Origin of the sequence: Rhodopila sp. (genome assembly GCF_035548235.1) — a bacterium.
GTDB lineage: Bacteria > Pseudomonadota > Alphaproteobacteria > Acetobacterales > Acetobacteraceae > Rhodopila.
Window position 1 is genome coordinate 1 of record NZ_DASZTJ010000262.1, and the last position, 8,429, is coordinate 8,429.

Annotated in this window: 6 protein-coding genes; 3 read left to right on the top strand and 3 right to left on the bottom strand. The window is 66.9% G+C overall.

What is annotated here, in order from left to right; translation table 11 throughout:
* Positions 1 to 2,184: isoleucine--tRNA ligase (ileS, locus tag VHB27_RS21060; protein ID WP_325604257.1), on the bottom strand; the 2,184-nt coding region annotated here is incomplete at its 3' end.
* A gap of 227 nt (positions 2,185 to 2,411) precedes the next feature.
* Between ileS and VHB27_RS21065 the strand changes: the two genes are divergently transcribed.
* Both VHB27_RS21065 and VHB27_RS21070 read left to right on the top strand, forming a co-directional pair.
* Positions 2,412 to 3,182, top strand: a complete 771-nt coding sequence (locus VHB27_RS21065) for an SDR family NAD(P)-dependent oxidoreductase (protein ID WP_325604259.1) — start codon at positions 2,412 to 2,414, stop codon at positions 3,180 to 3,182.
* 110 nt (positions 3,183 to 3,292) lie between these two features.
* On the top strand, positions 3,293 to 5,386 hold the full coding sequence (locus VHB27_RS21070; RefSeq protein ID WP_325604261.1) for a tetratricopeptide repeat protein: 2,094 nt from the start codon (positions 3,293 to 3,295) through the stop codon (positions 5,384 to 5,386).
* Here VHB27_RS21070 and VHB27_RS21075 read toward each other — a convergent pair.
* Positions 5,353 to 6,489, bottom strand: coding sequence for an FAD-dependent monooxygenase (locus VHB27_RS21075; protein ID WP_325604263.1), 1,137 nt, complete (start codon positions 6,487 to 6,489; stop codon positions 5,353 to 5,355). The two genes, VHB27_RS21070 and VHB27_RS21075, sit on opposite strands and share 34 nt — an antisense overlap.
* Positions 6,490 to 6,700: 211 nt before the next feature.
* Here VHB27_RS21075 and VHB27_RS21080 point away from each other — a divergent pair, with 211 nt between their 5' ends.
* Entirely contained in the window at positions 6,701 to 7,486 is a 786-nt protein-coding gene (locus VHB27_RS21080; RefSeq protein ID WP_325604264.1) for a fumarylacetoacetate hydrolase family protein, read from the top strand.
* 38 nt (positions 7,487 to 7,524) lie between these two features.
* On the opposite strand, the gene VHB27_RS21085 is transcribed toward VHB27_RS21080, so the two are convergent.
* On the bottom strand, positions 7,525 to 8,429 hold a 905-nt coding region (locus VHB27_RS21085; protein WP_325604266.1), incomplete at its 5' end, for a zinc-binding metallopeptidase family protein.

Here is an 8,429-nt window from a genome sequence, read left to right on the forward strand (position 1 = left end):
CCAGTCATAGCTTTCCGTCGCCTTCCGGATCGTCGCGTCCAGCTCGGTCAGGCGGTGCAGCACCCAGCGCTCCAGTTCCGGCATCTGCGCGAACGGCACGGCCTCAGTGTCCGAGAAGCCGTCGAGACTGCCCAGCACCCAGCGCAGCGTGTTGCGCAGGCGGCGATAGAGTTCCGCCTGCTGCTTCAGGATTTCCGGACCGATGCGCAGGTCCTCGGTCGTATCGGACGACATTACCCACAGCCGCAGGATGTCGGCGCCGAACTTGTCGCAGACCTCATCCGGAGCGACGGTGTTGCCCAGGGACTTCGACATCTTGCGGCCTTTTTCGTCATTGACGAAGCCGTGGGTCAGGATCGCCTTGAACGGGGCGACGCCGCGCGTGCCGACGGCCTCCAGCAATGACGAATGGAACCAGCCGCGATGCTGGTCGGAGCCTTCGAGGTACAGGTCCGCCGGCCAGGGCAGGCCGCGCGCTTCCAGCACGAAGGCATGGGTCGACCCGGACTCGAACCAGACATCGACGATGTCGTTCACCTGCTCGTAGTCCTCGGGATTATGGTCGTTGCCAAGGAAACGGCTGGGTTTCGACGAATACCAGGCATCGGCGCCTTCCAGCTTGAACGCCTCGACGATGCGTTCGACCACCGCGGGGTCGCGCAGCGGCTCGCCGGTCCGCTTTTCCACGAACACGGTGATCGGCACGCCCCAGGCGCGCTGGCGGCTGATGCACCAGTCCGGACGCGCGGCGATCATGCTGCCGATGCGGTTGCGGCCCTGGTCGGGGACGAACTGCGTCGCTGCGATCGCGTCCAGCGCCTTCTTCCGGATTTCGTGCGCGCCATCCATCGGGATGAACCATTGCGGCGTCGCCCGGAAGATCAGCGGCGCCTTGGATCGCCAGGAATGGGGATAGGAGTGGACGATCTTGCCGCGTCCCAGCAGTCCGCCGGTGTCCACCAGCGCGGCGCAGACCGGGTCGGCAGCCTTGTAGACATGCACGCCGGCGAACAGCGGTACCCAGGCATTGAACGTGCCGTCGTCGCCGACGGTCTCGGGGACGTCGAGCCCGCTGGCCTTGCCCAGCCAGAAATCGTCCTCGCCGTGGCCGGGGGCGATGTGGACAAAACCGGTGCCGGCCTCGGTCGTGACGAAGTCGCCCAGCAGCAGGGGCGTGTCCTGTTCATAGCCTCTGGACCGCAGCGGATGCGCCATCACGGTGCCAGCGAGGTCGGCGCCCTTCAGCGTCGCCATCACGCGATAGCCAGTGATGCCGGTGTCTTTCACCACCGCCGGCACGAGCGCCTCGGCCACCGCCAGCTTCTCGCCGGGACGCGCCAGGGAGCCATCGGCAACCCCGGTGACCTCGATCACGACGTAATCGAAGTCGGACCCGGCGGCGACGGCGCGGTTGCCGGGCATGGTCCAGGGGGTTGTCGTCCAGATCACCACCGAGGCGCCTTCCAGCGCCGGAACGCTGGGCTTGGTCACCGGGAAGCGCACCCAGATCGTGGTCGAGGTGTGGTCGTGATACTCGATCTCGGCTTCCGCCAGCGCGGTCTTCTCGACCGGGGACCACATGACCGGGCGCAGGCCGCGGTACAGCGCGCCGTTCAGCAGGAACTTGCAGATCTCGGCCGCGATCGCCGCCTCGGACGGCTTGTCCATGGTGGCGTAGCGTTGCACCCAGTCGCCCTCGACGCCCAGGCGGCGGAATTCGGTCTTCTGCACACCCATCCAGTGGTTCGCGTAGTCGCGGCATTGGGCGCGGAAGTCCAGGATCGGCACTGCGTCCTTGTCCTGCTTCTTGGCGCGGTACTCTTCCTCGATCTTCCACTCGATCGGCAGGCCGTGGCAGTCCCAGCCGGGGATGTAGTTGGCGTCGTAGCCGGCCATCTGGCGGGTGCGGTTGACGACGTCCTTCAGGATCTTATTCAGCGCCGTGCCGATATGCAGATGGCCGTTCGCATAGGGCGGGCCATCATGCAGGATGAAGAGCGGACGGCCGGCGGAGGTCTTCCGCAGCCTGTCCCACAGCCCTATCGCGTCCCACCGCGCCAGGATCTGAGGCTCCTTCTTCGGCAGGTCGCCGCGCATCGGGAAACTGGTCTGCGGCAGGAACACCGTGTCGCGGTAATCCCGCGGGGTGCCCTCTCGCTGGGTATCGGTAGCGGCGTCGTTCATGTCGGGTCCGTGGTCTCGGGGCCGTTTCGGGGGGCCGTTTCGGGTAAATTGAGTCGGGTGCCTATACACGCCTGGGGCCGGCAGGACCATGCCATTGGCGGAAAGGCAAGGCGCGTCGCGCCGCTCTTGTGCGCCGCCTGCGGCCGGGCCATCAACCCCAGGGACGGGCGAGATGGCTGATGTAGGCCCGGACGCCCGTTGAAACAACGTCCGGAAGGATCAACGCCATGCCCAAGACACCAGACTATTTCGTCGGCAAGACCATCGTCATCACCGGCGCCGGCGGTGGAATCGGCCGAGCGGCGGCGCTGATCTTCGCGCGGGAGGGGGCGAACGTGGTGGTGACGGATATCGACGGCGACGCCGCCCGCCGGGTCGCCGAGACCATCCAGCAATCCGGCAGGCAGGCGATCGCCCTGCCGTGCGACGTCACCGCACGGGCCGCGATCGATGCCGCCATCGCCGCCGCTATCGCCAAGTTCGGCCGGGTGAACTTCCTGTTCAACTCCGCCGGCGCCGCGGTGAACCGCTGCAAGTTCCTGGAGATCGACGATGCGCTGCTGAACAAGACCCTGGCGATCAACCTGCACGGCACGTTCTATGCCATGCAGGCCGTCATCCCGCACATGCTCGAACAGGGTGGCGGCGTGATCGTCAATGTCTGCTCGATGACCGCGCGCCGGGGCGGGCCGGGCGCGTCCATCCATTACGCCGCCGCCAAGGGCGCGATCGATTCCATGACGCTGGGTGTGGCGCGGGAGTTCGCGGACCGCAACATACGCTGCCTGTCGATCTCGCCCGGACCGATCAATACCAACTTCCAGGCGGCCTCCAACTCGCCCGCGGACTTCCTGGCCCGTGCCGTGGCGGACGTGCCGATGAAGCGGCTGGGCGAGCCGGAGGAGATCGCCGAGTTGGTGTTGTTCATGTGCTCTGATGCGTGTGAATATATGACCGCCAACACGGTTTACGTGAATGGTGGCGGAGGATTTCGCTGAACGATTGACTCTTTCCGCGATCATTCGCATAGGGTGCGTTCGTAACGAACAACGTCCGATAATGATCTTTTGTGGCTGTGCCGACCTAGCCGGCCCATGACCGAGGGGGCATGACCGAAACGGACCAGACCCTTCGTGATGCCGTCGCCCTGCATCAGGCGGGATCGCTCGCGCGGGCCCGCCTGCTGTATGAGCGGGTGCTCGTCCAGAGACCCGAGGACCCCGACGCGCTGCACCTGCTGGGGGTCCTGATCGGCTCCCAGGGCGCGACCGCGGCGGGGATCGCCCTGATCCAGCGGGCGATCGCCCGCAAGCCAGACTTCCCGACCGCCTACTACAACATCGGCAATTTCCTCGCGGGCCAGGGGCGCCATGCCGAGGCGGTGGGCTATCTCAGGCGCTGCCTCGCGCTTGCGCCCGACCATCGAGGCGCCCTGGCGGCGGCTGGCCGGAGCCTGCGCAACCTGGGCAACGCGGAGGAAGCGGCCGACTTCCTGGGACGCGCCGTCGGGTTCAACAATCACGATCCAGCCTTGTGGAACGATTTCGGCGTGGTGCTGATGCTGACCGGCCGGTTGGAGGAGGCCGCCGGCGCGTTCCGCCAATGCCTCGAACACGCGCCGGACAATGCGCTGGGCCATCGCAACCTGGGCTGTGTCCTGCTCGCCCAACAGCGGCTGGCCGAGGCGGCGGCGGCGTTCGAGCAGGTGTTGACGCTGGCGCCTGCCGACAACGAACCCCGGCTGCATCTGGCCGCGATCAGCGAGGCACAGGGCCGCCCCGAGGACGCGTTGGCCTATCTAGACGGCATCCTCGCCCTCGACCCTGTCCACCGTCATGCTCGGTTGCAGCGTGTCCGTCTGCTGTACGCCATGGATCGGCCGGCGGCGGCGCTGCCCGATCTCGACGCGGTGCTGGCGCGCGATCCGGACGATGCCGAGGCGCTGGCGCTGCGCGGTGGAATCCGCTGGCGGCTGCTCGACCTGGACGCGGCGGAAGCGGATCTTGACCGCGCTCTGGCCACCGATCCGCGTCGTGTCCAGGCGCTGATCGACCGAGGCAATGTGTGCCTGGACCGGTCCGACTTCACCGGGGCGCTGGCGCGCTACGACCAGGCGCTGGCGATCGAGCCGGACAATGCTGCGGCCTTGGTCAACCGCGGCACGATCCTGCAATCCCTGCACCGCTACCCCGAGGCGGTCGCCGCCTACGACACCCTGCTGGAACGCCAACCCGACCTGGCGGACGTCGGCCTGAGCCGCGGCATTTGTCTATTGCGCATGGGGCGTTGGGGAGACGGCTGGGCGGATTTCGAGGCGCGGCTGGACCAGCCGGCCTGCGCTGCCGCCCTGGCGGGCATCGCCGTGCCGCGCTGGGATGGACGCGCCGATCTCCGCGGCAAGCGCATCCTGCTGATCGGCGAGCAAGGCCTGGGCGACATGATCCAGTTCAGCCGGTTCGCGCCCCTGGTAACGGCGTTCGGCGCCAAGGTGATCTTGGGCGTCGAGCGGCCATTGCAGCGGCTGATGGGGTCGCTGCAGGGGATCGAAGCGGTCGCCGTACCCGATGATGCGCCGGATTACGACACCTACTGCCTGTTGATGAGCCTGCCGGCGATCATGGGCCTGGACGACAGCCGGTTCGTGACGGAGGGGCCGTATCTCCAGGCCGACCCGTGCGACGTGGAAGCCTGGCGGCGCCGGCTGGCGAAATGGCCGGGCTTGAAGGTCGGTCTCGCCTGGGCCGGCGATCCGCGTCCTGGCGATTTCCTCGGCAAGCGGATGGACCTCCGGCGGTCGATCCCGCTCGACCGGTTCGGCCCGCTGCTGGACACGCCGGGCGCGACGTTCGTGTCGTTGCAGAAAGGGTCGGCTTCCGGGCAGGCGAAAGGCCACGCGCTGTTGGATTGGACGGAGGAATTGCACGACTACGCCGACACGGCGGCGCTGATGACGGCGCTCGATTTGGTGGTTTCGGTCGATACCTCCGTCGTGCATGCCGCCGGCGCACTGGGGCGTCCGGTCTGGGCGCTGCACCGGTACGACCGGTGCTGGCGCTGGCGTTGGGGGACCAGCGAGACCCCATGGTATCCGACGATGCGTCTTTACACCCAGCCGGAACCGGGCGCTTGGGACCCGGTGATCGTCAGGGCCGCCGCCGACCTGCGCGCCTATGCCGCCAGCGGTTCGCGCCAGGCGTCATAGCCATAGACCCAGTCGGCGTCGTGCGGCTGCTTCAGCCACGTGTTCTGCGCCGACGTGAGCTGGATCCGGCTGGTGCGCGGCTTGCGCGTCGCCTCGTAGCGGCGCAGCGCGTCGGCGACGCCGTCGCGGTCGATGCCGGTCAGGCAGCGGGACAGGACTGCCCCATCCTCGATCGAGGTGGACGCGCCTTGCGCCATATAGGGCGTCATCGGGTGGCAGGCGTCGCCGAGGAGCGCGACGTGGCCCTCGGTCCAGCGCGGCAGCGGATCACGCTCGACCAGTGCCCATTTGTGCACGTCCGGGCAAGCGTCCAGGATGGCGCGGACCTGCGGGTGGAACGTGTCGTAAGCGGCGCGCAGCGTCTTCAGGTCACCTTTGGCTGACCAGGATTCGACGGAGAAGTCCGGTTCCGGCGTGGAGGTGACGAAATACAGCTCGTCGCGGCGGGGACTGACGAAATAGCTGACGATGTGCCGGTCGGGACCCCACCATTTGATGCAGGGATACACGTCGAGCCCGTTCAACAATGCCGTCGGGAACACGGTGCGGTAGGCGACGCGGCCGGTGTACCGAGGTTCCTCGGCGCCCAGCATGGCCTCCCGCACGACCGAATGGACGCCGTCGGCGCCGATCACGACATCCGCCTCGGCGCTGTCGCCGCTGGTGAAGCGCAGGCGGACGCTGCCGTCGACGTCATGGTCCAGGCCGGCCAACTTGTGGTTCAGGCGGATGATCTCGGCCGGCACCAGGGCCGCCAGCATCGCGTGCAGGTCACCCCGGTGCATGAGGAAATAGGGCACGCCATGGCGGTCCCGCACCGTGTCGCCCAGCGGCAGGGAATTGGTCAGCGTCCCGGTATCGTGATCGCGGGAATCGTTGCTCTCGGGCTGGAACGCACTGGCCAGGAGCTGGTCCTTGAGGCCCAGTGCGTAAAGGACGCGGATGGCGTTGGGGGCCTGCTGGATGCCGGCACCGAGGCGTGTGAACCCGCGCGCCTGCTCATAGATCACCGGGTCCATCCCCGCGCGGCGCAGGCACGCGGCGGCCGTCAATCCGCCGATCCCGGCGCCGATGATCGCGATGCGGAGGGATGGCTGGGGCATGGGTGAGGGATCCTCCTTGTTTGGGAGGAAGTGTAGGCCGGGATTGCGGCTCTTGGGAAATGAGAAGGTGCGGGGCGGCCGCAGCTCCCTTGGGCGTTAAAACGGACCGACGGGCCTGCGCCCACCACGACGGGGAGAGGCGGCCGACCACCGCTTGACGCCGGCGCACTTCTTCCGAACTCTCCCCCCAAACCCCGTCGGAGGAAGCACCATGCGTTGGGCAAGGATCGAATTGAACGGCGCGCCGCGCTATGCCGTGATCGAGGGAGACACCGTCATCCCGGTCAACGGCTCCCCCTTCGAGGCTTGGGACCGCACCAGCCAGCGCCTGAAGCTGGACGACGTGAAGCTGCTGGTGCCGGTCGTGCCGCCGACTTTCTATGCCGCCGGCATGAACTACGCTGAACACGTCAAGGAAGTGGCCGCCAAGGTCGGGCAGAAGCCGAACCTGCCGACCCAGGCCGATATCGGCTACCGCGCCAACAACGCCCTGGTCGCGCAAGGCGAAACGATCGTCATCCCGGCGGATGCCACGGAACTGGTGCAATACGAAGGCGAACTCGTCGTCGTCATCGGCCGCAAGTGCAAGAACCTGACGCGGGAGAACGCGTTGTCCGCCGTGCTGGGCTACACGATCGGCAACGACGTCAGCGAGCGGACCTGGCAGAAGCAGGACCGTACGCTGTGGCGCGCGAAGAACACGGACACGTTCAAGCCCATGGGTCCGTGGATCGAAACGGACGTGAAACTCGAAGACCTGGTCACCAAGATCAGGCTGAACGGGGAGCAGTTGATCGCGTTTCCCACCAACCACATGATCTTCGGCGTCGTCGATTTCCTGGTGAACATGACGACCTGCCTGACGCTGTATCCCGGCGATATGATCTGGATGGGCACCGAGGGTGCGACCGCCAACATGAAGCATGGCGATGTCGTTGAAGTTGAAATCACCGGCATCGGCACGCTGCGCAATCCGGTGGCGAGGGAGGGCCGGTGACATAGCCGGCATCCGGCGGATCCGGCGCGCTGCTGTCCTCAGCGGCGGGCGCGAGGACGTGAGGCGGATACGGGCGGTTGCGACGGGACTGACGTAGCCGGCGCCGCCTCGTGGACCGTCCGGTGCACAAACGCCAGCTTCGTGATCACTTCCGGCGACAGAACGAACGGATACAGGTCCGATTGCCCCATCGAACGGTTCAGGCTGTTCATGGCGAAAGTCAGCGGCAGCCACGCGTCGATGATGGTTTCCATCGGAACGTTTGCGTAGGGATCGAAATCGACCGCTGCCTTCAGGCTGTCGTCGCGCACCCCGCGAGGCCGCACGCGCAACCCGAACGCGTAGGCCATCTCCAGCGTGTCCACGATATGCAGGTAGTGCGCCCAAGTCTCCGCCCAGTCCTCCCAAGGGTGGCTGCTGGCATAGGCGCTGACGAAATGGTCCTGCCAGTCAGGCTGCGCGCCGTTCCGGTAGTGGCGCTGCAGCGCCTCGCCATAGTCCTGGCTGTCGTCGCCGAACACCGTTCGGCAGGCATCGAGCCGTCCGCCGTCGCGGATCAGCAGATCCCAGGCATAATGCCCGACCTCATGACGGAAATGGCCCAGTAGGGAGCGGTACGGCTCATGCAGTTCCGTGCGCCGGCGTTCGCGTTCGGCGTCGTCGGCCTCGATCAGCGCGATGGTGATCAGGCCGTTGTCATGCCCCGTCATCACCTTCGGCACCCCGTCGGGAGCTTCATTGGAAGCCCCGGGAGTCCCATCAGGAATTTCCTCGGGCGTCGGGGTAGGCGGATCGGCCAGGAAGTCGAAGGCCAGCCCGTGTTCGGGGTCCTGGGTCCGGTCCCGAACCGGCACGTGCAGCCGCAATAGGGCATAGAAGAGATAGCGCTTGGCCGCCTCGATCTTCCGCCAGCGCACCATGTTCACCGGGTCGCTCAGGTCCG

Bases quoted from the DNA above. Each gene is read 5' to 3' on its own strand.
- VHB27_RS21065 (WP_325604259.1), top strand. From the start codon at position 2,412: ATGCCCAAGACACCAGACTATTTCGTCGGCAAGACCATCGTCATCACC.
- VHB27_RS21070 (WP_325604261.1), top strand. From the start codon at position 3,293: ATGACCGAAACGGACCAGACCCTTCGTGATGCCGTCGCCCTGCATCAG.
- VHB27_RS21075 (WP_325604263.1), bottom strand. From the start codon at position 6,489: ATGCCCCAGCCATCCCTCCGCATCGCGATCATCGGCGCCGGGATCGGC.
- VHB27_RS21080 (WP_325604264.1), top strand. From the start codon at position 6,701: ATGCGTTGGGCAAGGATCGAATTGAACGGCGCGCCGCGCTATGCCGTG.